This window comes from Phytopseudomonas argentinensis (assembly GCF_900113905.1).
Classification (GTDB): Bacteria; Pseudomonadota; Gammaproteobacteria; order Pseudomonadales; family Pseudomonadaceae; genus Aquipseudomonas; species Aquipseudomonas argentinensis.
In genome coordinates, this window is the sequence record NZ_FORC01000004.1 from 445,784 (window position 1) to 469,936 (window position 24,153).

Sequence of the window (24,153 nt, forward strand, 5' to 3'; positions counted from 1 at the left end):
TGCGCTATTCACGCAGGGTTTGGTCACCCGCGCTTGGCGGCTGGGCCAATGCGGTTACCCACGACAAGGAAGCACCATGCCCAACACCATCACCGTCGCCGGCTGGAAGGGCCGGCTTGATGCAGGCCTGCCGCGCCGGCAGCTCGAAGCCGTGCTGCTGGCCGCCACGGACAAAACAGCCAAGGAAATCGCCCGCGCCATGACCATCAGCCCCGACGGCGCGCGCCAGCTGCTCGACGCCGCCCGATTCAAGCTCGGCATGCAGCGGACCACCCGCGGCACCGTGCTCGAAGCCTGGAAGCGCGGAATCATCGCCCCGCTCGCCATCGCCCTGCTGCTGGGCAGCGGCCACAACCAACCCACCAACCCCATCCGCCGCCCCACCGGGCCGCGCACCACCTACCAGGTGCGCGTGGCCCGCAAAGTGGACGAGCTGGCGTTCGTTGCCTGAGGCAAGGAGATCGTCATGAGTGATCAACAGTTGCTGCCGTGCCCCTTCTGCGGAAAAAACGATGCTCTCGTCGAGCGCCTCGATAACAGTTCTTCGATGGTCATTTGCCAGGCCATGCTGGATGAGCATTCAGCATGTATGGCCCGCGGCCCGGTTGGCATCCAAGACGATGACGGCGAAGAACAACCCGGCTATGCGGCTGCGGTTCGTGAGTGGAATGCCCGCGCCCAGTTGCCGAGCGCTGGCGGGGCGGTGCCGGAGAGCTGGAAGCTGGTACCGGTCGTGCCGACCGATGCGATGATAAGCGGCGCCTGGAACGAGCCAGAGGCAGGTCACGATAACTACATCACCAAGACCTGGGCCGGAATGCTCGGCGCCGCCCCGCACCCTGCAAGCGGTGAGCGGTTGGCAGTTAAGCGCTACGAGCGGGATGCAGTTGCAGGTCATAGCGACGTTGAGATCGTAGTGACTGGGATAATTCACCATGACCATGGGCCAAACTTGGCAGAAGCGCTCGCAAGACTGGCGTACCGCGTGGCCAAGTTTCACAGTCTGGAAGCACCGACTCTATCCGAATCGCCAGCAGCGCAGGACGTGAGCGAACTCATGCGCCAGCACCGCATTGCGGTGACGCCCGAGCACGAGGGCCAGTGGCACGCCGATCTGTACGGCGAGGAGTCGGAGCCCCTGGCTCGCGCCGAAGCTGCTACGCCGGAGGCCGCCGTGCATGCGGTCATTGCCGCGCACCGCGCCAAGCAGGGAGAGCAATCATGACCCCGACTCTGCAGCCCATCGCCCAAGCCCTCGAATCCATCCACCCCCTCCTACGCGCCACCCACTACGTCCTCGACCTCGAAACCCTCGGCAAAGGCCCCAACGCCGCCATTGCCACCATCGGTTGCGTGCGTATCGAGAACGGCGTGATCGGCGACGGCCTCTACATCCGCGTTGACGTAGACAGCGCCATTGGCTTCGGCGGCGAAACCGACGCCAGCACCATCGACTTCTGGCTCAGGCAGAGCGAAGAAGCGCAGCGCGAGATCCACCACGGCTTCAACCGCGTCAAGATCAACAACGCCCTCATCCAGCTGGCCGACTTCATCGACAGGCCCGCCGCCATCTACGGCGAAACATACGTGTGGGGCAACGGCGCCACCTTCGACAACGTCATCATCAGCACCGCCTTCCAGCGCGCCCACGTGCCGCGCCCCTGGCCGTACTGGAACGACCGCGACCTGCGCACCATCGTCCAGCTCTACCCAGAGGCCAAGAAAAGCGTGCCGTTCGTGGGCCTCAAGCACCACGCCCTCGACGACGCCATGCATGAAGCCCGCATCCTCGTCGCCGCCCTCAAGCTGCACATCGCCAGGAGCCCAGCATGAACGCATTCCAACGCGCCCGCGCCACCCTCGACGCCATCCCTGCACTCCTGCGCCGCAGCGCCGAGGCCCGCAAGCAGACCCAGCAGCGCATCGCCATCAAGCCCCGCGCCACCCAGCTGATCGCCACCGGCAGTGGCATGGTGCGCGTCGTCGACGCCGACACCGGCCGCGTGCTCGGCTTCCGCGAAACCATAAGGGAAGCCCGCTGGCTGCAGCAGCAGCTCGAAGGCGCCCAGCCCCTGGAGGCCTGACCATGCTCGACGCACCCACCCTGCAGCCCCGCGCCGAACAAAGCGCCGAGCTGGCCGCCCTCATGGCCACTTACGAGCGCCAGCACGGCCCCGTGCAAACGCTGCCCATCGTCACCGCCGGCAACAAGCAGCTGCCCTTCGTCATCACCAGCCCCGGCAAGCCCAAGGCCAAACCCAGCCGCGCCCTGCGCCAGCAGGATCACAAGCGCCACACGGCCGACACCGCCAAGAAGCGCAAAGCCGCCGAGCGCCTGGCCATCCTGCAGCGCATGGCACCCGCCGGCGCCAGCATCAACGAAATGTGCGACGCCACCGGCCTGAGCCCCAAGACCGTGATGGACCGCCTGCGCGACCACCGCATCAAGCGCGGGCCGAAGATGAACTTGGAGGCATGACATGCCGGATCGGTACCAGCTCTATCATGGCGACTGCCTGGACGTAATGAGCCGCCTGCCCGATAGCAGCGTGGACATGATCCTGGCCGACCTGCCTTATGGCACCACCCAATGCGCCTGGGATGTGGTTATCCCCTTCGAACCGATGTGGGAGCAGTACTTGCGCATCGCCAAGCCGAACGCCGCGATCGTGCTATGCGCCGCCCAGCCTTTCACGTCTCTACTGATCGCCAGCCGGCTGGATCTATATCGCTACGAGTGGATCTGGGAGAAAGGCAACGCCACGGGGTTTCTGAACGCCAACCGGCAACCACTGCGGGCGCACGAAAGCGCCCAGGTTTTCTACCGACAGCAGCCTGCCTACAACCCGCAGATGACATCGGGCCACCAGCGGCGCACCGCCAAGCGCAAACAGGTGAACTCGGAGTGCTACGGAAAAGCCCTGAGCCTGACTGAGTACGACTCCACCGACAGACACCCGCGCTCGGTGCAGTACTTCAGCAGCGACAAGCAGCGCGACAACTTTCACCCGACGCAAAAGCCTGTGGCCTGGATGTCCTTTCTGCTGCGCACCTACACCAACACCGGTGCAGTGGTGCTGGATAACAGCATGGGCAGCGGTACAACGGGGGTCGCTTGCGCGCCGCTGGGGTTGAACTTCATCGGAATTGAGAAAGACCCCGTCCATTTCGGTACCGCTCGACAGCGAATCGAACAGGCCCACGTGCAGGGCGACATGTTCGCCAAGGAGGCCTAATGCCCCAATCCCAACAGGAACGAGACGCCAAGGCCGAAGCCAAGCGCAAGGCCCTGGGCGAGGAAGAGCTGCGCCACCGCGTGCGGCCCGGCACAAAGGCCAAGCTCGCCGAGCTCATGGCCTGGCACGGCATCACCGAACAGGCTGAAGCCGTGCAACTGCTCATCCTCAACGCCCACGCCCTGGGCCCGGAAGCATCGGCCACCGCCCTCGCCCTACCGCGCCACGAAATCCAGCTATCGGAAAACGTGGCGCGTAGATTTATCGAAGAGAGCGAGCGGGAGCTGCGGCGGGATCCGGGGGGTTAGGACTTCTCGCTATCCTTGGCGATCTTGAAGGCAGCGGCTAAGGCCTCTTCTCGTGATGCGAACTGACCATCGCGCCAAGCAATGTCGCGGCCCTTGTGCGAGACGCTGACAATATCCCAACCGCTTTTCAAACCGAAATTTGAAACCGCAACTTGCGACTCGCCGTCGCTCTTCTCTTCCCGCATCACCATGTCTTTCTCCTTGAGCCGGCTCGATGCCGGTCACCAGTAATAGCCCACCCATCACCAATTCGCCACTACGCCGCATCCAGCCATGGAGGCCGGCGCCTGCTCGGAAGTCGCCATGAACATCTACCGACACACCTTCGTTTCAGAATGCCCCGCAGATGGCGACCAGATCGTTTATAGGCTGGAGATCCAGTCCGAGGTGATGATCCGCGTTGAGCACATACGAACCGCCACCGCCTTGATCAAACGCGGCTACCACGAAGACATCGCCGATCAACTGCATCATCGCTTCGGTGGTCGGCAGCACATCGTCGCGGTGCACCAAGGCGTAGAGGTCGAGACTGTGAGGGTTTCAGCGTGATGATCCACTACCACGGAACTCCAGTAGGCGGCGGCCGGCTCGACGCTGCCAAGTTCCTCGTTGGCCGGCACGCACTTGTGCCATTTCCGCGCCAGGACGACATGGGAATCGTTGCCGATGTGTGTCAGTCCTTTGTGTTCGATAACGGCGCCTTTTCGGTCTGGAAGAAAGGCGGTCAGCTCGATGTCGATGGCTATACCCGATGGGTTGATGACTGGCACCGGCATCCAGGCTTCGACTGGGCTCTGATTCCGGATGTGATCGACGGCGACGAAAATGCCAACGACCGATTGCTTGAACAATGGCCAGCTCATCTGCCCGGCGTTCCGGTCTGGCACCTGCATGAATCGTTTGAGCGCCTGCAGCATCTGGCAAGCAACTGGAAGACGGTTGCCTTCGGCAGCTCAGGGCAATGGGCCATGCCTGGCACAAAGTCATGGTGGGTAAGGATCGGCGCCGCAATGGATGCCATATGCGACGAACACGGACGGCCCATGTGCCGGCTTCACGGCCTGCGCATGCTGGACCCGACGATATTCACCAGCCTTCCATTTGCTAGCGCGGACAGCACCAACGCTTCGGTGAATGGCGGAAGCATTTCCCGCTTTGGCATGTACACGCCGCCCACCGCCGGACAGCGCGCTTCGGTTATTGCCGACCGAATCGAATCCCACAACTCAGCGCACGTCTGGCAGCGCAGCGGACAGGCTGAACTTGCTATCTGAGAACGCCATGCACGCACCCGTTAAAACCTGCTGGTACGTCTGCCTGCCCTGCGGTAAGCGCTTCCCCATGGTCGGGTCCAAATGCGACCACGACGAAGCGCTGGCCTACGCCCTGGGCATCTGGCCCCACTGCTGGGTTGAGTAGTCGCCCAATGGAGTCACTATGAAACGCAAACCCAACAACCCACGCGCCAGGGTCGAGCGCGCCATGCGCGGCCTGCTGCGCGTGCACCGGGCCTGCATCGTCGACGCCAGCGTGCCCGAGGTGCAGGTCATGCTGCACTACAAGACCTGCCACAAGATCACCAGCAAGCCGGTGGCAGACGCCCTTTGCGACATCGCCCACCACTGGACGGTGTACATGTCCGCCATCTGCCAGGACGGCGGACGGCAGTGGGCCAAGTCGGTCGAGTACGAGCTCGAAGGCATCCACGTCATAACCCGGCTGCCCGACCTGTTCGAGCAGCCAATCGCCGACCTGATCGCCTCCTGTAACCCCAAGCACGTCATCGGCCACGCCTGGATAGCCATACCCGACAGCGTGTCGCTCGACGAAGAGCAGGCCCACCGCATCTACCAGGCGGTCGGCGCTTGGCGCCAGCAGGCAGCGGCATAACCTGGGCAGAAGTTGATACCGGTCAGCGGTAGAAGTGAACGATTGTTATTTAATGTGTCAGAATGCCACCAACAACAAGGAGAGCATCATGGCAAATCCTGCATACACCTCCAGCTCGGCTGACAAATTCGTCGTCCGCCTGCCCGACGGCATGCGCAAGGCTGTTGAAGAGTTGGCCGGCGACAACCACAGCAGCATGAACACCGAGATCATCCGCGCCATCGAGGCCCACCTCGCGGGACAGGCCCGCCAGAAGCTGCTGCTCGACGCCCTGCAGGCCCAGCTGATCGCCGCGCAGACGCCCGCCCGCGAGCAGCCCCAGCAGCGTCAGGCAGAGTCGGACTACCTCGACGGCCTCAAGACCGGCACCCGCTGAGCGGCAGACGAACAGCGCTCGACGACCAGCCAAAGCTGAACCTAGAATACTGTTCATCCATACAGTTATTTACGGTTCGGCCATGCAATACGAAGTGCTCCCCCTCTTCGAGCGCGGCAAGCGCAAGCCCAAGAAGGCGTACAGCAGCGCTCCGCGCATCAGCGCCTGCGTGCAGATGAACAAATCGCTGCAAACGCCCCTGGGCCGGGAATCCAGAGTCGCCCACGCCTACACCGGGCCGGGCGTCTCCGAACTGCCAGAACTCTACGAAGCGCACGTCGACGGCATCGCTGTGCTCGCCTTCACCATCGAAGGCGTCGAGTTCATAGACGGCCAGATGTATCAGCAGGCCTGGCACTGCCGCCTGCCGGAACACAAGATCCAGGTGCCCTGGAACCTCTGCCCCCGCGGCCCGCTGGACGAACTGCTGTAACCGGCGCCTTCAGGCCGCCAGCACGATCAGCAGGTTGGTCGGCGTCAGCCGCGGAACCATCTCCCGTACCTCGCCTGGGGTGTCCGGCCTGAAGAACACCAGGTAGCCGCTGCCGTCCTCGTAGGATTTGGCATGCGTCACCCAGTCCCTGACCAGGCTCAGGTCAAGGCCCGTATCGCGGGCGATCTTCTCAGGGGTGATGGGTTCGTCGATAACGGCGAATGCAGATGCGCTGGTCGGCATAGCGAGCTCCTTCTCGTGGGGGTGAACCAGCACCAATCCTAGCCAGCCTCCTCATTGGCGCAACGCCGAAGTAGTAGCCAATTGCTACAAGCCACCCCTGGACGCAGCCTGCAGCCTCCCGAATTCCACACCAACCATGGCCGCTCTCGCGGCGAGGTGAACCTATGTCCGCACCACACCTGCAACACCTGGCCGCGCTGATCGCCAACGACGGCCACGCCGCCAGCTTCCAGAGCCTGGGGCAGTATCGAAACGCACTGCTAAAGGAGATCGCGCTGTCCAGCGCAGAGCCTGCCAGTCCGTGGATCAAGTGCAGTGATCGGCTGCCTGCTCGCGAGCAACGGACTGTTGCTGTCCTTTTCGATGATGGAGAGCCTGGCGTTGCTTGGGCTGGCTACTGGAGCGGCGCTCGAACCGACTTTGCAGGGTGGCAGTTCCCTGTCGATGACCTGGGTGCTGACCGAATCGTTACCCACTGGATGCCGCTTCCCGCTGTGCCTGCCAAGGGCGGCGATGGGGAGGTGCAGTCGTGAGTCTGCGATGCGTGGTTCCAATCAGCGGCGGGAAAGACAGCCAGGCCTGCCTGAAGATGGCTCGAGAGCACTTCGAGCCGCACGAAATACTTGGTCTGTTCTGCGACACCCAGTACGAGCACCCGATCACCTACGCCCACGTTGCATGGATGGGTGAGTATTACGGCGTAGATATCGTTACGGCCTGCGAAGGCGACGTTCTCGGAAAGTGCAGAAAGTATGGTCGCTTTCCTAGCGGCATTGCCCGGTTTTGCACGGATGAGCTGAAGATCGGGCCAACAAAGCGCTTTTTGAAGACCAAAGCGGAAGAGCTTGGGCATGGCTTTGAAGTCTGGTACGGGATGCGCCAGCAGGAAAGCACGGAAAGAGCAAAGCGATACGACGGCAAGCTGCCCGATCACCTGTATGCGCCGCACGAAGTTATGCCTAGTAAGTACCCGCAGTACCTGGCGAAAGCCGGCGTGGTGTTCCGCCTGTGCGTTGTCGACTGGAGCGATCAAGAGGCTATTGACTACTGCGGCTGGGAGAACTTGAACCCGCTGTACCACGCGGGCTTCCCGCGTGTGGGGTGTTTCCCTTGTCAGGCTGGCGGCGACAAATGGAAAAAGAAGGCTTTCGAGTTTGACGACTTTGGGCGCTTTCAACTTATCCGCACCAGGCAGGTAGCAGGGGAGATAGGAAAGCCAATCTTCCGTACCAAAGGCCTGGCGCATATGAACGACGACGAAGGCCCTGGATGCCTTCTTTGCTCAATGTGAGGCCCAGCACCATGACTAAGCGCAACGATCAAGAGCGCGCCCTGTTCGAGGCAGAGCTTTGTGCCCACCATGGCTATCAGCCGCTTACTCTCAAAAACATGCGCGACGAAGATAGCTACGGAGGGATTGCGCTACCTCTGGCCTGGTCAGCCTGGCAAGCCCGCGCCCAGTTGCCGACCGCTGGCGGGGCGCTGCCGGCTATGAAGTCGTGGGCCACATTCGCCGACGCATTGGGGCTTGATCTGCGAGAAAGCGACGAAGTTTGGAACAAGGCTTTCCTCCTGTATCAGCAGCTCACCGCCGCCCCGTACCCTGTAAGCGGTGAGCAGAAGATCGTCGCGCACCGGCTGCTGAATTGCCTGGGCGAAGTTGTGACGGAATGGCACGACGGCGCCCCTCCGAAGCACTTCACCGATACCTGCGGCAATGTGCAGACAGATGTCGTAGTCGAAGTGGCCTATGGCGCCCCTCCAGCAGCGCAGGACGTGACCCGGCTGGTGGAGGGGCTGGAAGCGATCGTCAAGCACTACCCAAACCAAGATATCACTCACGTCGATTATCGGGTGCACGCCTGCAAGCAAGCAGAACACGCTCTCGCCGCCCACCGCGCCCAGGCGCAAGGCGGTGACGCATGACCAGAGTGACCTATTGCCGCGGCACCGGCCTGAAAGTAATCGACTGCACCTGCCTGCGCTGCACCCCACCCGCCAAACCCTGAACCCACCACCTTAACTAGGCTGCCGGCCCCGCCGGCGGTGAGGCCCAGTCATGTCCATGCACCTGATCTACGTCGCTGGCCCGTACCGCGGGCCGGATCGGGCGGCCATTGTCCGCAACATCGCCGGCGCTCGGGCCGTCGCCATCCATGCCGCCGAGCAAGGCTGGTTCCCGGTCTGCCCGCACCTCAACACTGCGCACATGGAAGAAGACCTGCCCTTCCCCGACGACTATTGGCTGGCCGGCACCATGCTGCTCATGGAGCAATGCGCCGCCGTCGTCCTGGTGCCCGGCTGGCAGAACAGCACCGGCACCCTCGCCGAAGTCGCCCGCGCCAAGCAGCTCGGCATCCCCGTCTTCACCAACCACAAGGTGCTGTGCTTCGCCGACGAGTTCCGCGCGCCAGCCACCCCCACTTCCCGGCCCGCGCCGGGATCGAGGTGATTATGTCCGCCGTCCAGCTCACTGAGCCGCTCGACAAACTCTCCGAAAAACAGATGGCCGAGTATCTCGGCACCACGCCGCGCGCGCTCGAGGCGAAGCGCGCTCGCAAGCAGATCCCTGAGGGGGTCTGGAAGAAGATCGGCAGCCGCATTTTTTACAGCATCAGGAGGTACAACGAATGGCAAGAAAGCCTGTGGCACTGCCCGCCGGAATTGAAATTAGGGGCGATGCCATCCGCATCCGGTTCAGTTGGAATCGTAAGCGCTGCTCAGAAACCCTCTCGTACCCCGCCACGCAAGCGGGCATCAACGCTGCATCCCGTCTACGCGATCAAGTAATCCAGCTGATCAAGCTCGGGCTGATGACCGAGCAGAAGTACGCCGAGCTCTTCCCCAACTCCCCCAACGCAATCGCCAGCGTAAGCCGTGGCTTCGGTCAGTACGCCCAGGTCTGGCTCGACAGCCGCACCCTGGCCGAGGGCTCTAGGGACAACTACAAGTCGGCGCTCAACGTGTGGTGGATGCCCTACCTGGCCACCACACCGCTGGCCAACCTGACACCGGCGCTAATGCGCGAGCTCCTGGTTCAAATGCCCTGGACCAGCAATGCGGTCAAAGCCAACGCCATGACGAAGATCAGCACCATCCTTGATGGAGCCGTTGCCGATCGGCTGATCGCGGTGAACCCGATGCTGGAACTGGAGAAGCCTGGCCGGGAAACCAAGAAGATCGATCCATTTTCACAGGCCGAGGCGGACAAGATCATCGCGGCCTTCTACGCGGCCGACCACTGGCCATCGAGGATCTACGGCGCCTTCTTCGAATTCGCCTATTACACCGGCATGCGGCTCGGCGAAATTGCCGCACTGCGCTGGGAAGAGGTGGACATGCAAAAGCGCGTTGCCCTGGTCTGCCGCGTGGTGGCAAAGAAAAAGATCGTCGAGCGCACCAAGACCAAAAAGGATCGCTACGTGCTGCTCAACGACCGGGCCATTCACGCGCTGGAGTACGCCAAGGCCTACATCGAGAGGCGCCTGCGCGGGGATGGGCGGCTAGAGGCATTCCCCTACTGTTTCCCGCCCAGCAAGGGCCAGGTCTACGTCCATCAGACGAGTGACCTGCACCATCAGTGGCGCCCAACCCTGAAAGCGCTGGGTATTCGCTACCGTCCTCCGTACAATGCGCGCCACACTTACGCAACCATGTGCCTGATGGCGGGAATGGCCCCGGCCTTCATCGCCAAGCAATTGGGCAACTCGGTGCAGATTCTGCTTTCTCGCTATGCCCGATGGATCGATGGCGAAGGCGACTGGGCAGAGATGAGCAAACTAAAACTTGCCCCAAATCTGCCCCAAGACTAAATCCACACCTCTGAAATACGCGAGATAGAGCACTTTGATTTCCACCGCTAACATAACCATGCAGTTTGGCGCCAAGCCGCTGTTCGAGAACGTTTCCGTCAAGTTCAACAACGGCAACCGCTACGGCCTGATCGGCGCCAACGGCTGCGGCAAGTCGACCTTCATGAAAATTCTTGGTGGTGATCTCGAGCCTTCCGGTGGCCAGGTGATGCTCGAGCCGAACGTGCGCCTGGGCAAGCTGCGCCAGGATCAGTTCGCCTACGAGCAATTCAACGTGATCGATACGGTGATCATGGGCCACGAGGAACTGTGGAAGGTCAAGGCCGAGCGCGACCGCATCTACTCGCTGCCGGAAATGAGCGAAGAAGACGGCATGAAGGTCGGTGAGCTCGAGGGCGAGTTCGCCGAAATGGACGGCTATACCGCCGAGTCCCGCGCAGGCGAGTTGCTGCTCGGCCTGGGCATTCCGCTGGAGCAACACTTCGGCCCGATGAGCGAAGTGGCGCCCGGCTGGAAGCTGCGCGTGCTGCTGGCCCAGGCACTGTTCTCCGATCCGGACGTGCTGCTGCTCGATGAGCCGACCAACCACCTGGACATCAACACCATCCGCTGGCTGGAAACCATCCTCACGGCGCGTAACAGCACCATGATCATCATTTCCCACGACCGTCACTTCCTGAACTCGGTCTGCACCCACATGGCGGACCTGGATTACGGCGAGCTGCGCCTGTTCCCGGGCAACTACGACGAGTACATGACTGCCGCGACCCAGTCCCGCGAGCAGTTGCTGGCCGACAACGCCAAGAAGAAGGCGCAGATTTCCGAGCTGCAGAGCTTCGTCAGCCGCTTCTCGGCCAACGCCTCGAAAGCCAAGCAGGCCACCAGCCGTGCCAAGCAGATCGACAAGATCCAGCTGGCCGAGGTCAAGCCGTCGAGCCGGGTGAGCCCGTTCATTCGTTTCGAGCAGACCAAGAAGCTGCATCGCCAGGCGGTGACCATCGAGAAACTCAGCAAGGCATTCGACGACAAGGTACTGTTCAAAAACTTCAGTTTCACCGTCGAAGCCGGCGAGCGCGTGGCGATCATCGGCCCCAACGGTATCGGCAAGACCACCCTGCTGCGTACCCTGGTCGGCGAACTGCAGCCCGATGCCGGCGCTGTGAAATGGACCGAGAGTGCCGATGTCGGGTACTACGCCCAGGACCACGCTCACGACTTCGAAGATGACGTGACCCTGTTCGACTGGATGGGCCAGTGGACCACCGGCGAGCAAGTGATTCGCGGCACCCTGGGCCGCATGCTGTTCTCCAACGACGAGATTCTCAAGTCGGTCAAGGTCATCTCCGGTGGTGAGCAGGGCCGCATGCTGTTCGGCAAGCTGATCCTGCAAAAGCCCAACGTGCTGGTGATGGACGAACCGACCAACCACCTGGACATGGAATCCATCGAGGCCCTCAACCTGGCGCTGGAAAACTACCCGGGCACGCTGATCTTCGTCAGCCATGACCGCGAGTTCGTCGGCTCCCTGGCCACGCGCATCATCGAGCTGTCGGATAACGGCGTCACCGACTTCAGCGGCACCTACGACGACTACCTGCGCAGCCAGGGCATCATCGTTTGATCGGCTGAGCCGGCGTTACCAGAAGCCCCGTCATCCCCTGGATGGCGGGGCTTTTTCATGTGTGCGGAAGTTAGCTTCGCAGGCTGGGCCGATATCGGTTGCAACCTGCGGACCTTGGCGATAGCCGATATCAGACTTCCCTGTGGGAGCGGGCGGGGACGCCTAATCCATGCCCGCGATTTTTCGCGCGCATGGCGCGCTCCCACATTCGCAATCTCTCATCAGCTCTGCAGTAAGCCTTTAGAGCGCCGGGCGTGGGTTTCGTGGGAGCGGCTTTTGGCTGCGATGCTATCGGCTATTTCAAGGCCGATCGCGGCTAAAGCCGCTCCCACATTCTTGCATCGCGCCTCACGGCATCTCGTGCACACTCATATGGCATCGAGCCTGTCGGCGTAGCCTGGGTTGATCATCGCGATACCCAGGAGATTTTCCCGGGTGTCGCTGCGCTCGACCCGGGCTACCGAATTTCAGGCGTCCAGATACAAAAACGCCGCTCATAGAGCGGCGTTTTACGTTGCGGCTAACCGATCAGGCGGAGAGCTCGACCAATAGCTTGTTCAAGCGCTGCACGTAAGCGGCCGGGTCTTTCAGGCTGTCGCCTGCAGCCAGCGCGGCCTGGTCGAAGAGGATGTGCGACAGGTCGCCAAAGCGATCTTCATCCGGTTCGGCATCCAGCTTCTCGATCAGCGGGTGGTTCGGATTGAATTCGAAGATCGGCTTCGAATCCGGCACCTTCTGCCCGCTGGCTTCGAGGATCTGGCGCATTTGCAGGCCCAGATCCTGTTCACCGATGGCCAGGATCGCTGGCGAGTCGGTCAGGCGGTGGGACACGCGCACTTCCGCGACCTGCTCGCCCAGGGCAGTCTTCAGGCGTTCGACCAAACCTTCCTTGCTCTTGGCGACTTCTTCCTGGGCTTTCTTGTCCTCTTCCGAGTCCAGGGAACCCAGGTCCAGGTCACCGCGGGCCACGTCGACGAAGCTCTTGCCGTCGAACTCGGTCAGGTAGCTCATCAGCCACTCGTCGATGCGGTCGGTGAGCAGCAGCACTTCGATGCCTTTCTTGCGGAAAACTTCCAGGTGCGGGCTGTTCTTGACCTGCGCGTAGGATTCACCGGTGAGGAAGTAGATCTTGTCCTGGCCTTCCTTCAGGCGGCTGACGTAGTCGCCCAGGGAAACCACCTGCTCGCCCTCGCCTTCGGTGGTCGAGGCGAAACGCAGCAGGCCGGCGATCTTCTCCTTGTTGGCGAAGTCTTCCGCCGGGCCTTCCTTGAGCACCTGGCCGAAGTTCTTCCAGAACGTCTTGTACCGCTCGGGCTCGTTCTTGGCCAGTTTCTCCAGCATGTCGAGCACGCGCTTGGTCAGCGCCGACTTCATGGAGTCGATCACCGGATCCTTCTGCAGGATCTCGCGCGACACGTTCAGCGACAGGTCGTTGGAGTCGACCACACCTTTGATGAAGCGCAGGTACAGCGGCAGGAACTCGTCGGCCTGGTCCATGATGAACACGCGCTGCACGTACAGCTTCAGGCCGCGAGGCGCTTCACGCTGGTACAGGTCGAACGGCGCACGGCCGGGTACGTACAGCAGCGAGGTGTATTCCAGCTTGCCTTCGACCTTGTTGTGGCTCCAGCTCAGCGGGTTGTCGAAGTCATGGGAAACGTGTTTGTAGAATTCCTGGTACTGCTCGTCGGTAACCTCGGTACGCGGGCGCGTCCACAGCGCGCTGGCGCGGTTGACCACTTCCCACTCGGGCTCCGCAGGCTTGTCCTTCTCCTCGCCGTGGAATTCCTTCGGCAGCTCGATCGGCAGGCCGATATGGTCGGAGTACTTCTTGATGACGTTGCGCAAGCGCCAGCCATCGGCGAACTCTCCTTCACCGCTTTTCAGGTGCAGCACGATGCGGGTACCGCGCTCGGCCTTCTCGACGGTAGCGATCTCGAAGTCGCCCTCGCCTTTGGACGCCCAGTGCACGCCTTCGCCAGCCGACAGACCAGCGCGACGGGTGAACACCTCGACCTTGTCGGCGACGATGAACGCCGAATAGAAGCCCACGCCGAATTGACCGATCAGGCTCGAGTCCTTCTTCTGGTCGCCGGAGAGGTTCTTCAGGAAGTCAGCAGTGCCGGACTTGGCGATGGTGCCCAGGTGCGCGATGGTTTCTTCGCGGCTCATGCCGATGCCGTTGTCTTCGAGGGTGACGGTCTTGGCGTCCTTGTCGAAGCTCACACGGATTTTCAGATCGGAGCCACCTTCGAGCAGCTCAGGCTTGGCCAGCGCCTCGAAACGCAGCTTGTCGACGGCGTCGGAGGCGTTGGAGATCAACTCGCGCAGGAAGATTTCCTTGTTGGAATACAGCGAGTGAATCATGAGGTGCAGCAGCTGCTTTACCTCGGTCTGGAAGCCCAGGGTTTCTTTTTGAGTTTCCACACTCATGGTCATCTAACTCCACATTGATGGCTAAGCCGCGGTACGGCGGATGACCATCAGGTGGGGGCGGCGTGGAGAAATTCAAGTCACTCGTCGATGCGCTCCACATGCACGACATCTGCCGGAGCAATGGTAAAGCGCGCCTCGCCCGAGCCATTCAGACGCTGGCGCAGCACCAATTGCCCCTGCTCGTCGATGCCGGCGAACTGGCCCTGAACCGCGCTGCCCTTCTCGCTGAACAGGCGCATGGGCTGGTTGACGTAGCGCTGCGGTTCGGCGATCAGGCGCGCCAGGGTGAGCTCCGGGCGGGCCTCGGGCTGCGCTGGCGGCGGGGTCGCCACAGGCTTGGCGGCAGCAGCGTTCGGCGCGGATTCATGGGTTTCAGGCAACGCGGGGAAATGGTCATCGTCGACCCGCCAGCCGAGCTGCGGGTGCTTGCTCAGGCGCATTGGTACAAGTTGCTCCTGGCCACCCACCCGCGCCTGCACGTCGAGCGTCAGGCTGCCGGAGCTCATATCGTGCAGCGGTAGCGGCGCGAGTTGGACATCACGGCTGGCGAAGCGTCGCTGCAGGTAGTCGGTTATCAGGTAAGCGAGGGTATCGCGCGAATCGACCGTGCGGTCCACCTTGCCCTGCTGGTAACGCAGGCCATTGCGAAACAGCTCGACCTTGCCGGTCAGGGTGGTCCGGAACTGCGCCGGCAACACCAGGTGAAACTCGCCCACCAGGCGGTTCGGCTCCTCGGGGCGCAGATCCAGGTGCAGGGTATAACCGCCCTTGAGCTGGCGAGCCTCGGGCAGATCCTGGTCGGGCAGCAACCAGCTCAGGTCGATTTCCGGCAATTGCCCTGGATCATCGGGCAGCACATCCAGCCGCAAGCCATCGGCGCTTGTTGGCAGACCGCGGATGCTCAGCTCACGGCGCGCGAAGAAATCCTGCCCCTCACGCAGGCTGAGCACACCGTCGATGATTTCAGCCTCTTGGGGCGCAAACGGCTCACCGTTGAGCTGACCATGTAACTGGATATTCAGCTCGCCAGGTGCTTGTTGTTCAGGTTGCAGCCACTGCAGGCCGATGATGGCCTCCAGGCGCTGCGGATCCTGCCCCGCCATCACCGCCAGCCCGACGATCAGGGGGATCATGCCCAGGGCGCAACAGCCCAGCGGCTGCCGGGCGCGACGCCAGTGAGCGACGATGAACAGCAGCGTCAACGGCGGCAGCAGGCACGCCCAACCCCACAACAGGCCGGTGGCGAAACCACGCATCACCAATAGCACCAGGCCAACGAGGATCAGCAGCAGGCCACCCAGGATCAACAACGCATCCATTCCAGTTCCTTAGATCAATAGCCAGAAGCCGGCAGGAGCGCTGGGCTGCCTGCCGTAAACAGCGCCACGATAATGATCGCGGCCGCCGCGTTCCATCGACGCGTCGAGTATTTTCGCTTTTTCGCCACAGGGCCCTGGATTGGTGCTTTCACCGGCACGGACGAGGCAAAAAAGAGCATCGGCGCAAAGTCAGTGAACTTATCGCGCCATCAAGGCCTCGAAAAACGGGAATGGTCTTTACCCAAAGGAGAAACACCACCATGCAAAAATCAGTCGCTTACGCCTTCATGCTGGCTGCCACGCTGGGCCTTGCGGCCTGTGACAAGCCGTCCGAAAACAAAGCTCAAGATGCTCAGGAAGCACGTACCGAAGCTCAAGAGTCGATGAACGACGCCGCCAAAGAAAGCAACGAAGCCGCCCAGAAAGAATCCGAGGCCGCTCAAGAGCGCGCCAACGAGCAGCAAGAAGAAGCGCAAACCCCGCCAGCTACCGCGCCGGCAGAGCCTGCCGCCCCTGCTGATCCAGCGGCCCCCGCTGCACCGAAGCAGCAGTAAGCTGACATCTTCCGTTACCCGCAGCCTGCTGCGGGTAACGCCCTCTCTGCATCGCTCCCGCCTCAACGCATCGCTGGTGTCAGCATCAGCAACAGCGTGCATCCCATACCCACTGCCCATACCAGGCTGCGCTGCCAATGCAGATCGGCCCAGTAGAACAGCAGATACAGCACTCGCGCGATCACGAATATCACCGCCAGCCAGTCGACCAGCCAACCGCTGCTCTGGGTAACGTGAGCCATCAGCACGCCTACTGCAAATAGTGGGAAGGCTTCGAAGCTGTTCTGGTGAGCGGCCAGCGCCCGCGCGCCAAAACCGGTCAGGCGTGCCTGCTGGGCGCGCGGATGATGGTTGTCATAGCTGCCGCCCTCCTGCTTCATCGCCCTGGCCAGCGGCGCCTTGGCGATGAAGATCAGCAAGGCGCTGATGAAAATGCACCAGAATGGAATGCTCACTCGCTTTTCTCCTTGGCCGGCTCGAACGTCGGCGTCTGTGTGTAAACCATCACTTCGAGTACATCCGAGTGGAACTCGCGGCGGTAGAGCACCACCACCACGCCAGCACTGACCAGCATGAAGAACCAGGGGTTGATGAACCAAGCCAAGGTTGCCATGCCGAAATAATAGGCGCGCAAGCCATAGTTGAACTGGTTGGCCGCCATCGAAATGACCCGCGCGGTGCGCTCGGCAAAGGCCTTACGCTCCTGCTCGGTCACGTGGCGCTCGCCAATCATCGGTGCCGAACCCACCAGCACGGCAGCGAAGTTGTACTGGCGCATGCACCAGCTGAAGGTAAAGAAGGCGTAGACGAACACCACGCCCAGGCACAGCAGCTTGACCTCGGAAATACCGCGGCTGGCCGACTGCACGAACGGCAGGTCGGCGAGCAGCGACACCGCACGATCCGAAGCGCCGAGCACGGTGAGGATACCGGCCAGAATGATCAGAGTACTGGAGGCGAAAAACGAGGCGTTACGTTCGAGATTGCCGATCACGTTGGCATCGGCGATACGGTTCTCGCGCAGCAGCATGCGGCGCATCCAGTCCTCGCGATACAGGTGCAACACGCTGGCCAGGCAGGGTGTGGTGCGGCCCTTGGCATGGGCATAACGGGTGTAACCCGCCCAGCACAGGACGAACCAGCAGGCGGCAATCAGGTGGTGGAGGTAGTCTTCGCTGATGGACATGCAAATTCCTTGTAGTGCGGGGGCCTGCCGGTGATCGCGCCCTCCTCTTCAACAAGTTGGAGTCGGCGGCAGACCCGCGGATTATAGCCACGCCAGGCACTAAAAAGCCGCTCCCGGGAGCGGCTTTCGGTTACCCGTCCTGGCTCAGGCCAGCACTTCCTGCGGCTTGCCCCGCAGCCAGTCGTAGCCACTGGCGAGCGCCAGCATCAGCGCCGATGGCAGCAGCCACGCCAGGCCCTGCTCGGCCAGCGGCAGGCTGTTCAGCCAGCCCGGCAGCCAGCCATCTAGACCCGCCGTTTTCAAGCCATCGACGATGCCGAACAGCGTCGCCACCAGCATCACCGGGCCGACGACGCGGGCCGCCGCATGCCACAGCCCCCAGCAGAAGCTCAGCGCAATCAGCACGATGCACGGCGGATAGATGGCCGTGAGTACCGGCACGGAAATCTGGATCAGCTTGGTCAGGCCCAGGTTCGACACCAGCAGCGAGAATGCCGCCAGGATGATCACCAGGCTGCGGTAGGACAACGGCACCAGGCGGCTGAAGTACTCCGCGCAGGCGCAGGTCAGGCCGACCGCGGTGACCAGGCATGCCAGGGAAATCAGCACCGCCAGAAAGCCGCTGCCCAGGCCGCCGAAGGTGTGCTGCACATAGGCATGCAGCACGGCGGCACCATTGGTGGCACCTTCGGCGATGCTGTGGCTGCCGGCACCGAGGCGGAACAGACTGATGTAAACCAGGGCCAGGCCGACGCCGGCAATCAGCCCGGCGATGATCGCGTAACGGGTGATCAACTGCGGTGAGGTGACACCGCGCGAACGAATGGCGTTGACGATCACGATGCCGAACACCAGCGCACCCAGGGTATCCATGGTCAGGTAGCCATTGATGAAGCCCTGGGAGAATGGCGCAGCCTGGTAGGCCGCGGTCGCCGAACCCACGCCACCGGGCGTCAGCACGAACGCCGTGCCGCCGAGGATCAACAGCGCGAGAATCTTCATCGGCCCGAGCACCCGGCCGACCGTATCGAGCAGCCGACCGGGATATAGCGACACGCCCAGCACGATGGCGAAATACACCAGGCTGTAGATGAACAGTGCCAACGGGCTTTCACCGGTCAACGGCGCCAGACCTACCTCGAACGACACCGTGGCGGTGCGCGGCGTGGCGAACAGCGGACCGACTGCCAGGTAGCAGACCACGCCCAGCACCACGCCCGCGGCACGCCCGATGGGCGTGCTCAGCGCGTCCATGGCGCCACCGACCTTGGCCAGTGCGACCAGAGTGATGACCGGCAGGCCGACAGCGGTGATCAAGAAACCCAGCGCAGCCAGCCAGACATGCGGGCCAGCCTGCAAGCCGACAATGGGCGGAAAAATGATGTTGCCTGCCCCGACGAACAGGGCGAAGGTCATAAACCCCAGGGCGAGCACGTCCTGGCTTTTCAGAGAAGTCATCGAAGGAAATACCACATCACTAAAACGGAGTTGAGAGAGGGAATCCCGATGGATAGAGGGAAACGTCGTTCGCCCTTATGGCGCGAACCCTTATTGCGGGCACATCTCGGGTAGAGACGAAACCCATTAGTTGCAAGGCTAACGATTTTGCCGCAAACGCCCTGCCCAATCCAGCCCGGCTGACGGCTGGCTGTAATGCGCTGTCGCCTGGGCAACATTTCTAAAGCCAAAAAGAAGGCCACCCGAGGGTGGCCTTCTTTTCAGATCAGAATGGCTTACGCCTTCTTCACTTCCCAACCAGTCAGCTCGGCCAGGGCCTTGCCGATGTCAGCCAGGGAACGCACGGTCTTCACGCCAGCGTCCTGCAGAGCAGCGAATTTCTCGTCTGCAGTGCCTTTGCCGCCGGAGATGATGGCGCCAGCATGGCCCATACGCTTGCCGGGAGGAGCGGTAACGCCAGCGATGTAGGAAACTACAGGCTTGGTGACGTTGGCCTTGATGTAGGCAGCCGCTTCTTCTTCAGCCGAACCGCCGATCTCGCCGATCATGACGATCGCTTCGGTCTTCGGGTCTTCCTGGAACAGCTTCAGGATGTCGATGAAGTTCGAACCCGGAATCGGGTCACCACCGATGCCCACGCAAGTGGACTGGCCGAAGCCGGCGTCAGTGGTCTGCTTGACGGCTTCATAGGTCAGGGTGCCGGAACGCGACACGATGCCTACTTTGCCTGGCAGGTGGATGTGACCTGGCATGATGCCGATCTTGCACTCGCCCGGGGTGATGACGCCTGGGCAGTTCGGGCCGATCAGGGTAACACCCAGCTCGTCGCACTTGACCTTGGCATCGAGCATGTCGAGGGTAGGAATACCTTCGGTGATGCAGACGATCAGTTTGATGCCGGCGAAAGCCGCTTCCAGGATCGAGTCCTTGCAGAACGGAGCCGGAACGTAGATAACCGAAGCGTCGGCGCCAGTGGCTTCAACGGCTTCTTTCACGGTGTTGAACACCGGCAGGTTCAGGTGGGTAGTACCGCCTTTACCTGGGGTCACGCCGCCAACCATCTTGGTGCCATAGGCGATGGCTTGTTCGGAGTGGAAGGTACCTTGCGAACCAGTGAAACCCTGGCAGATAACCTTGGTGTCTTTATTGATCAGGACGCTCATTACTTGCCCTCCGCAGCTTTGACGACTTGCTGAGCAGCGTCGGTCAGGCTGGTTGCCGCGATGATGTTCAGGCCGCTGTCGGCCAGTACCTTGGCACCCAGTTCAGCGTTGTTGCCTTCCAGACGGACGACAACTGGAACCTTAACGCCAACTTCTTTCACTGCACCGATGATGCCTTCGGCAATCATGTCGCAACGAACGATACCGCCGAAGATGTTCACCAGAACGGCAGCAACGTTGCTGTCGGACAGGATGATCTTGAAGGCTTCGGTCACGCGCTCTTTGGTTGCGCCGCCACCTACGTCGAGGAAGTTGGCTGGCTTGCCGCCGTGCAGGTTGACGATGTCCATGGTACCCATGGCCAGGCCGGCACCGTTGACCATGCAGCCGATGTTGCCTTCGAGGGCAACGTAGTTCAGTTCGAACTTGGCAGCATGAGCTTCACGGGCGTCGTCTTGCGACGGGTCGTGGAAGGTCTTCAGCTTGGGCTGACGGTACATGGCGTTGGCGTCGATGTTGATCTTCGCGTCCAGGCAGTGCAGGTCGCCGTCGGCCTTGATGACCAGCGGGTTGACTTCCAGCAGAGCCAGATCGTGATCCTTGAACAGCTTGGCCAGGCCTACGAAGATCTTGGCGAACTGAGCGACTTGCTTGCCTTCCAGGCCCAGCTGGAAAGCCAGCTCGCGGCCCTGGAACGGCTGCGCGCCGACCAGCGGATCGATGGTTGCCTTGAGGATCTTCTCAGGAGTTTCGTGAGCGATCTTCTCGATGTCCACGCCACCTTCGGTGGAGGCCATGAACACGATGCGACGGCTGGAACGGTCAACGACCGCGCCCAGGTACAGTTCCTTGGCGATGTCGGTGCAGGACTCGACCAGAATCTTGGTGACAGGCTGGCCATTGGCGTCAGTCTGATAGGTCACCAGGCGCTTGCCCAGCCAGTTGGCAGCGAAAGCCTTGGCGTCTTCCTTGCTCTTGACCAGTTTCACACCGCCCGCTTTACCGCGGCCACCAGCGTGTACCTGAGCCTTGACGACCCACTCGGTCCCGCCGATTTTTTCGCAGGCCTCAGCGGCCTCTTCCGGGGTGTCTACGGCGAAGCCCTTGGATACGGGCAGGCCGTATTCAGCGAACAGCTGCTTACCCTGATACTCGTGAAGATTCATGCTTGTCTACCGTCTTCGTTTAGGTATTGCGCATCGGTGCCGCACTCACGTGCTGCACCACCTGTGACCGCCTCTAGGCAGTCCGGCGCACATTCCGCGATAGGCTGGGCCTCGCGCGGGCAATGCACCGTGGTTCTGCTTCGCGAAAAACCGTCCGCACGTTGCCGGCTCGAGAGCCAGCGCCGCACTGACGACTTCTTAGCGTTTCTTGCGGTTGGCGATGTGAATCGCGCCACCGTTGACTGCCAGGGCGGCTTCGTGCAGCGCCTCGGACAGGGTTGGGTGCGAGAACACCATCATGCCCAGGTCTTCGGCACTGGTGCCGAATTCCATGCCGATGGCGCCCTGCTGTACCAGCTCGGCCGCGCTTGGGCCGATGACGTGAACGCCCAGCACGCGGTCGGTGTTGGCGTCAGCGATGACCTTGACGAAGCCGCCGGTATCGTTGGCTGCCATGGCACGGCCGCTGGCAGCGAACGGGAAGGTACCGACGTTGACGGCCACGCCTTCGCCCTTGAGCTGCTGCTCGGTTTTACCAACCCACGCGATTTCCGGGTGAGTGTAGATGACCGACGGAATCAGGTCGTAGTTCATCTGGGCCTTGTGACCGGCGATACGCTCGGCAACCATCACGCCCTCTTCCGAGGCCTTGTGGGCGAGCATCATGCCGCGCACCACGTCACCGATGGCGTAAACGCCAGGAACGCTGGTAGCGCAATGGTCGTCGACGAAGATGTAGCCACGCTCGTCCAGGTCCACGCCGCTGTCCGAAGCCAGCAGGTCGGTGGTCACCGGGCGGCGGCCGACGGCAACGATCAGCTTGTCGAAGACGATCTTCTGTTCGCCAGCCGAGTCGGTGTAGTTGACGGTGACCTGCTTCTTCTTGACTTCAGAACCGGTCACGCGAGCGCCCAGTTTGATGTCCAGGCCCTGCTTGGTGAGGGTCTTGAAGGCTTCCTTGGCGACGGCTTCGTCAGCGGCCGGCAGGAACTTGTCCAGTGCTTCGAGCACGGTCACTTCAGCGCCCAGACGGGCCCATACCGAACCCAGCTCCAGACCGATGACGCCGGCGCCGATCACGCCCAGCTTCTTCGGTACCGATTGGAATTCCAGGGCACCGGTGGAGTCGACGATGACGTCCTGGTCGACCGGAGCCGGCGGAATGTCGATCGGGCGCGAACCAGAGGCCAGGATCACGTTCTCGGCTTCGACGACGGAGGTATTGCCGTCCTTGTCGGTGACTTCGACTTTCTTGCCGGCCAGCAGTTTGCCGTGGCCTTCGAGCAGGGTCACGCCGTTGGCCTTGAACAGGCCGGCAACACCGCCGGTCAGGTTCTTGATGATGGTGTTCTTGCGCCCGACCATGGCCGGTACGTCGATGCTCACGCCCTTGGCGCTGATGCCGTGAACGGCGAAACCGTCCTGGGCTTCGTGGAACTTCCAGGAGCTGTCCAGCAGCGCCTTGGACGGAATGCAGCCGACGTTCAGGCAGGTACCGCCCAGGGCGATCTTACCGTCCTTGTCCTGGTACTTCTCGATGCACGCGGTCTTGAGACCGAGTTGCGCGGCCTTGATGGCGGCGACATAGCCGCCAGGGCCGGCACCGATGACTACCACGTCGAATTTCTGGCTCATAAAAAGATTCCTTTTCGCTTGAAGCTTCGAGCTCGAGCCGCGGACGAAGGCCCTGTAGGGCGCGGCGTCCACGGCTCGCAGCTGCGTTTAGATGTCCAGCAGAAGACGAGCTGGGTCTTCCAGCAGGTTCTTGATGGTCACCAGGAAGGTCACGGCTTCTTTACCGTCGATCAGACGGTGATCGTAGGACAGTGCCAGGTACATCATCGGGCGAATGACCACTTGGCCATTTACCGCCACCGGGCGCTGGATGATGTTGTGCATGCCCAGAATCGCGGCCTGCGGCGGGTTGACGATCGGCGTCGACATCATCGAGCCGAAGGTACCGCCATTGGTGATGGTGAAGGTGCCGCCGGTCATCTCTTCGATCGACAGCTTGCCGTCACGGGCTTTCTTGCCGTAGGCAGCGATACCGGCTTCGATATCGGCCAGACCCATCAGTTCGGCGTTACGCAGAACCGGAACCACCAGGCCACGGTCGCTGGAAACGGCTACGCCGATGTCCTGGTAGCCATGGTAGACGATGTCGTTGCCATCGATCGAGGCGTTGACTGCCGGCAGACGCTTCAGCGCCTCGGTAGCCGCCTTGACGAAGAAGGACATGAAGCCCAGACGGGTGCCGTTGTGAGCCTTCTCGAACTGATCCTTGTACTTCGAACGCAGCGCCATGATCTCGGACATGTCGACTTCGTTGAAGGTGGTCAGCATCGCCATGTTCGATTGGGCTTCGACCAGACGGCGAGCGACGGTGGCGCGAACGCGGGTCATCGGCACGCGCTTCTCGGTGCGATCACCAGCACCGCTTACCACCGGAGCGGCAGCAGCAGCGGCTGCAGCAGGCTTGGCAGCCGGAGCATTCTTCTTGGCTTCAACGGCCGCGACCACGTCTTCCTTGGTCACGCGGCCACCTTTGCCCGAACCGCTGATGCTGTTCGGGTCGATGCCGTTTTCCTCAGCCAGCTTGCGCGCGGCTGGCGACAGGAGCTGGTCGTCGCCGGCGGCGGCCGGTGCAGCGGCCTGGGCTGGAGCGGCAGCGGCCTGAGCCGGAGCAGCAGCCGGCGCGGCAGCAGCAGCGCCACCTTCGGTCAGCTTGCCCAACACTTCGTTGGAGAGGACGGTGTCGCCTTCGTTCTTGATGATTTCAGCAACAACACCGTCGGCCTCGGCCAGGACCTCGATCACCACCTTGTCGGTCTCGATGTCGACGATCAGCTCATCGCGCTTGACCGCTTCGCCCGGCTTCTTGTGCCAGGTGGCCACGGTGCCGTCGGCGACCGATTCGGGGAATGTAGGGGCTTTGATCTCGATAGCCATTGG

At 62.0% G+C, this 24,153-nt stretch carries 31 protein-coding genes; 20 read left to right on the forward strand and 11 right to left on the reverse strand.

Annotated features, from left to right (window positions below; translation table 11 throughout):
• Positions 1 to 76 precede the first annotated feature (76 nt).
• The 7 genes from BM154_RS19870 to BM154_RS19900 are packed head-to-tail and all read left to right on the forward strand — an operon-like array spanning position 77 to position 3,544.
• Complete coding sequence (locus BM154_RS19870; RefSeq protein ID WP_074888286.1) at positions 77 to 451, forward strand: helix-turn-helix domain-containing protein; 375 nt, start codon at positions 77 to 79, stop codon at positions 449 to 451.
• 15 nt (positions 452 to 466) lie between these two features.
• On the forward strand, positions 467 to 1,225 hold the full coding sequence (locus tag BM154_RS19875; protein WP_074888290.1) for a Lar family restriction alleviation protein: 759 nt from the start codon (positions 467 to 469) through the stop codon (positions 1,223 to 1,225).
• Positions 1,222 to 1,833, forward strand: coding sequence for a 3'-5' exonuclease (locus BM154_RS19880; protein WP_074888293.1), 612 nt, complete (start codon positions 1,222 to 1,224; stop codon positions 1,831 to 1,833). The genes BM154_RS19875 and BM154_RS19880 overlap by 4 nt, the downstream gene beginning before the upstream one ends.
• Positions 1,830 to 2,084 carry a hypothetical protein gene (locus tag BM154_RS19885; RefSeq protein ID WP_074888296.1) on the forward strand — a complete coding sequence of 85 codons (255 nt, stop codon included), beginning with the start codon at positions 1,830 to 1,832 and terminating at the stop codon, positions 2,082 to 2,084. The genes BM154_RS19880 and BM154_RS19885 overlap by 4 nt, the downstream gene beginning before the upstream one ends.
• Before the next feature lie 2 nt (positions 2,085 to 2,086).
• Positions 2,087 to 2,479, forward strand: a complete 393-nt coding sequence (locus BM154_RS19890) for a hypothetical protein (protein WP_074888298.1) — start codon at positions 2,087 to 2,089, stop codon at positions 2,477 to 2,479.
• 46 nt (positions 2,480 to 2,525) lie between these two features.
• Complete coding sequence (locus BM154_RS19895; protein ID WP_244157227.1) at positions 2,526 to 3,236, forward strand: DNA-methyltransferase; 711 nt, start codon at positions 2,526 to 2,528, stop codon at positions 3,234 to 3,236.
• Positions 3,236 to 3,544, forward strand: a complete 309-nt coding sequence (locus tag BM154_RS19900; RefSeq protein ID WP_074888304.1) for a hypothetical protein — start codon at positions 3,236 to 3,238, stop codon at positions 3,542 to 3,544. The genes BM154_RS19895 and BM154_RS19900 overlap by 1 nt, the downstream gene beginning before the upstream one ends.
• Here BM154_RS19900 and BM154_RS19905 read toward each other — a convergent pair.
• The gene (locus tag BM154_RS19905; RefSeq protein ID WP_074888309.1) at positions 3,541 to 3,735 is read right to left on the reverse strand and encodes a hypothetical protein; all 195 of its coding nucleotides are present in this window, start codon (positions 3,733 to 3,735) and stop codon (positions 3,541 to 3,543) included. The genes BM154_RS19900 and BM154_RS19905 overlap by 4 nt on opposite strands.
• Before the next feature lie 112 nt (positions 3,736 to 3,847).
• On the opposite strand from BM154_RS19905, the gene BM154_RS19910 reads away from it, so the two are divergent.
• The 5 genes from BM154_RS19910 (at position 3,848) to BM154_RS19930 (ending at position 6,243) form a co-directional block, all read left to right on the forward strand.
• Complete coding sequence (locus BM154_RS19910; protein ID WP_074888312.1) at positions 3,848 to 4,093, forward strand: hypothetical protein; 246 nt, start codon at positions 3,848 to 3,850, stop codon at positions 4,091 to 4,093.
• Positions 4,093 to 4,818 (forward strand): hypothetical protein, encoded by a 726-nt coding sequence (locus BM154_RS19915; protein ID WP_074888315.1) that lies wholly within the window; start codon positions 4,093 to 4,095, stop codon positions 4,816 to 4,818. Before BM154_RS19910 ends, BM154_RS19915 begins: the two co-directional genes overlap by 1 nt.
• A 163-nt stretch (positions 4,819 to 4,981) precedes the next feature.
• A complete protein-coding gene (locus BM154_RS19920; RefSeq protein ID WP_074888318.1) occupies positions 4,982 to 5,434 on the forward strand; it encodes a hypothetical protein in 453 nt (150 codons plus the stop codon).
• 88 nt (positions 5,435 to 5,522) lie between these two features.
• Complete coding sequence (locus BM154_RS24620; protein WP_074888776.1) at positions 5,523 to 5,810, forward strand: Arc family DNA-binding protein; 288 nt, start codon at positions 5,523 to 5,525, stop codon at positions 5,808 to 5,810.
• 82 nt (positions 5,811 to 5,892) lie between these two features.
• Positions 5,893 to 6,243 (forward strand): hypothetical protein, encoded by a 351-nt coding sequence (locus BM154_RS19930; protein WP_074888321.1) that lies wholly within the window; start codon positions 5,893 to 5,895, stop codon positions 6,241 to 6,243.
• 9 nt (positions 6,244 to 6,252) lie between these two features.
• Here the strand turns inward: BM154_RS19930 and BM154_RS19935 are convergent, their stop codons facing one another.
• Positions 6,253 to 6,486 carry a hypothetical protein gene (locus tag BM154_RS19935; RefSeq protein WP_074888323.1) on the reverse strand — a complete coding sequence of 78 codons (234 nt, stop codon included), beginning with the start codon at positions 6,484 to 6,486 and terminating at the stop codon, positions 6,253 to 6,255.
• A gap of 164 nt (positions 6,487 to 6,650) precedes the next feature.
• Between BM154_RS19935 and BM154_RS19940 the strand changes: the two genes are divergently transcribed.
• From BM154_RS19940 to BM154_RS19965, 7 genes are all read left to right on the forward strand, one after another.
• Positions 6,651 to 7,019, forward strand: a complete 369-nt coding sequence (locus BM154_RS19940; RefSeq protein ID WP_074888327.1) for a DUF551 domain-containing protein — start codon at positions 6,651 to 6,653, stop codon at positions 7,017 to 7,019.
• Complete coding sequence (locus tag BM154_RS19945) at positions 7,016 to 7,777, forward strand: phosphoadenosine phosphosulfate reductase family protein (protein WP_074888330.1); 762 nt, start codon at positions 7,016 to 7,018, stop codon at positions 7,775 to 7,777. Before BM154_RS19940 ends, BM154_RS19945 begins: the two co-directional genes overlap by 4 nt.
• An 11-nt stretch (positions 7,778 to 7,788) precedes the next feature.
• Positions 7,789 to 8,412, forward strand: a complete 624-nt coding sequence (locus BM154_RS19950) for a hypothetical protein (RefSeq protein ID WP_074888332.1) — start codon at positions 7,789 to 7,791, stop codon at positions 8,410 to 8,412.
• A 133-nt stretch (positions 8,413 to 8,545) separates the two neighbouring features.
• Positions 8,546 to 8,938: a DUF1937 family protein gene (locus BM154_RS19955; protein ID WP_074888335.1), complete on the forward strand. Its 393-nt coding sequence runs from the start codon at positions 8,546 to 8,548 to the stop codon at positions 8,936 to 8,938.
• A 2-nt stretch (positions 8,939 to 8,940) separates the two neighbouring features.
• Positions 8,941 to 9,276 carry a hypothetical protein gene (locus BM154_RS24480; RefSeq protein ID WP_244157228.1) on the forward strand — a complete coding sequence of 112 codons (336 nt, stop codon included), beginning with the start codon at positions 8,941 to 8,943 and terminating at the stop codon, positions 9,274 to 9,276.
• On the forward strand, positions 9,177 to 10,298 hold the full coding sequence (locus BM154_RS19960) for a tyrosine-type recombinase/integrase (RefSeq protein ID WP_244157237.1): 1,122 nt from the start codon (positions 9,177 to 9,179) through the stop codon (positions 10,296 to 10,298). Before BM154_RS24480 ends, BM154_RS19960 begins: the two co-directional genes overlap by 100 nt.
• A gap of 34 nt (positions 10,299 to 10,332) precedes the next feature.
• A complete protein-coding gene (locus tag BM154_RS19965; protein ID WP_074888342.1) occupies positions 10,333 to 11,919 on the forward strand; it encodes an ABC-F family ATPase in 1,587 nt (528 codons plus the stop codon).
• Positions 11,920 to 12,447: 528 nt separating this feature from the next.
• On the opposite strand, the gene htpG is transcribed toward BM154_RS19965, so the two are convergent.
• On the reverse strand, positions 12,448 to 14,352 hold the full coding sequence (gene htpG / locus BM154_RS19970) for a molecular chaperone HtpG (protein WP_074888779.1): 1,905 nt from the start codon (positions 14,350 to 14,352) through the stop codon (positions 12,448 to 12,450).
• An 80-nt stretch (positions 14,353 to 14,432) separates the two neighbouring features.
• Entirely contained in the window at positions 14,433 to 15,674 is a 1,242-nt protein-coding gene (locus BM154_RS19975; RefSeq protein WP_074888343.1) for an MFS transporter, read from the reverse strand.
• A 260-nt stretch (positions 15,675 to 15,934) separates the two neighbouring features.
• Between BM154_RS19975 and BM154_RS19980 the strand changes: the two genes are divergently transcribed.
• Positions 15,935 to 16,228, forward strand: coding sequence for a hypothetical protein (locus BM154_RS19980; protein WP_074888346.1), 294 nt, complete (start codon positions 15,935 to 15,937; stop codon positions 16,226 to 16,228).
• 62 nt (positions 16,229 to 16,290) lie between these two features.
• Here BM154_RS19980 and BM154_RS19985 read toward each other — a convergent pair whose 3' ends face one another.
• The 7 genes from BM154_RS19985 to odhB form a co-directional block, all read right to left on the reverse strand.
• Entirely contained in the window at positions 16,291 to 16,683 is a 393-nt protein-coding gene (locus BM154_RS19985; protein WP_074888349.1) for an MAPEG family protein, read from the reverse strand.
• The gene (locus BM154_RS19990) at positions 16,680 to 17,414 is read right to left on the reverse strand and encodes a DUF599 domain-containing protein (RefSeq protein WP_074888352.1); all 735 of its coding nucleotides are present in this window, start codon (positions 17,412 to 17,414) and stop codon (positions 16,680 to 16,682) included. The genes BM154_RS19985 and BM154_RS19990 overlap by 4 nt, the downstream gene beginning before the upstream one ends.
• A gap of 144 nt (positions 17,415 to 17,558) precedes the next feature.
• The gene (gene brnQ / locus BM154_RS19995; protein WP_074888355.1) at positions 17,559 to 18,872 is read right to left on the reverse strand and encodes a branched-chain amino acid transport system II carrier protein; all 1,314 of its coding nucleotides are present in this window, start codon (positions 18,870 to 18,872) and stop codon (positions 17,559 to 17,561) included.
• A gap of 275 nt (positions 18,873 to 19,147) precedes the next feature.
• On the reverse strand, positions 19,148 to 20,035 hold the full coding sequence (sucD, locus tag BM154_RS20000) for a succinate--CoA ligase subunit alpha (protein WP_074888357.1): 888 nt from the start codon (positions 20,033 to 20,035) through the stop codon (positions 19,148 to 19,150).
• On the reverse strand, positions 20,035 to 21,201 hold the full coding sequence (gene sucC / locus BM154_RS20005; protein WP_070887730.1) for an ADP-forming succinate--CoA ligase subunit beta: 1,167 nt from the start codon (positions 21,199 to 21,201) through the stop codon (positions 20,035 to 20,037). The genes sucD and sucC overlap by 1 nt, the downstream gene beginning before the upstream one ends.
• 198 nt (positions 21,202 to 21,399) lie before the next feature.
• Complete coding sequence (gene lpdA, locus BM154_RS20010; RefSeq protein ID WP_074888360.1) at positions 21,400 to 22,836, reverse strand: dihydrolipoyl dehydrogenase; 1,437 nt, start codon at positions 22,834 to 22,836, stop codon at positions 21,400 to 21,402.
• Positions 22,837 to 22,923: 87 nt separating this feature from the next.
• The gene (gene odhB, locus BM154_RS20015; RefSeq protein ID WP_074888363.1) at positions 22,924 to 24,150 is read right to left on the reverse strand and encodes a 2-oxoglutarate dehydrogenase complex dihydrolipoyllysine-residue succinyltransferase; all 1,227 of its coding nucleotides are present in this window, start codon (positions 24,148 to 24,150) and stop codon (positions 22,924 to 22,926) included.
• Positions 24,151 to 24,153 lie beyond the last annotated feature (3 nt).